Origin of the sequence: Protofrankia sp. CiP1_Cm_nod2 (genome assembly GCF_920664355.1) — a bacterium.
Classification (GTDB): domain Bacteria; phylum Actinomycetota; class Actinomycetes; order Frankiales; family Frankiaceae; genus Protofrankia.
In genome coordinates this window covers 24,929-25,547 of the sequence record NZ_CAKKTL010000066.1, presented here as the reverse complement: position 1 = coordinate 25,547, position 619 = coordinate 24,929, and the positions used below count along the sequence as shown (strand labels likewise).

The 619-nt window shown below is 68.8% G+C and carries 1 protein-coding gene; it reads right to left on the bottom strand.

What is annotated here, in order from left to right; genetic code table 11:
- Positions 1 to 572, bottom strand: a 572-nt coding sequence (locus NBW84_RS09900; protein ID WP_250283850.1) for a metallophosphoesterase family protein, incomplete at its 3' end; no start/stop codon positions are given.
- Positions 573 to 619 lie beyond the last annotated feature (47 nt).

Genomic DNA, 619 nt, shown 5'->3' with positions numbered 1-619 from the left:
GCGAAGTAGTCGTAGCGCATGCGGGCCAGGTCCTCGGGTGTGCACGGAGCGTAGGGGGCATGGCCGTCCGCACCGCTGACCGCGGTGTGCAGGAGCCCCACGTTGACCAGGCCGCGGATCGGGTCCGGATAGGCGCGGACCAGGTTGTCGAGCACCGCACGGGTGGGATAGCTCTGGCCGTGCACCGCCAGCCCGAGATCATCGTGGACCTGGGTGCCCGGGGCCTCGGACCCGAAGACCGTGACGTTCGGCGGCAGGACGAGGGCCCGGGTGATCTCGCTCTCCGCGTCGTGGTTACCCGAGATCATGAAGACGGGGATGCCCGCGTCGTCGAGGCGCGCCATCTGGTCGACGAAGCACCTGCCGGTCGCGTAGTCCCGCCAGTTGCCGTCGTAGATGTCGCCGGCCAGCAGCAGCGCGTCCGCCCGCTGGTCGACCGTGAACGCGACGAGGTTCTCCAGCGCGCGACGGGTCGCCTGGCGCAGCAGGTGAGCAAGGTCGTCGTCATCCAGCCGCGCCAGACCACGCAGCGGGCTGTCCAGATGAATGTCGGCGGCATGAACGAGACGCATGGTTCCCCCGCAAATCCGATACACGTGTGGCGAGGGAACATAGGCGG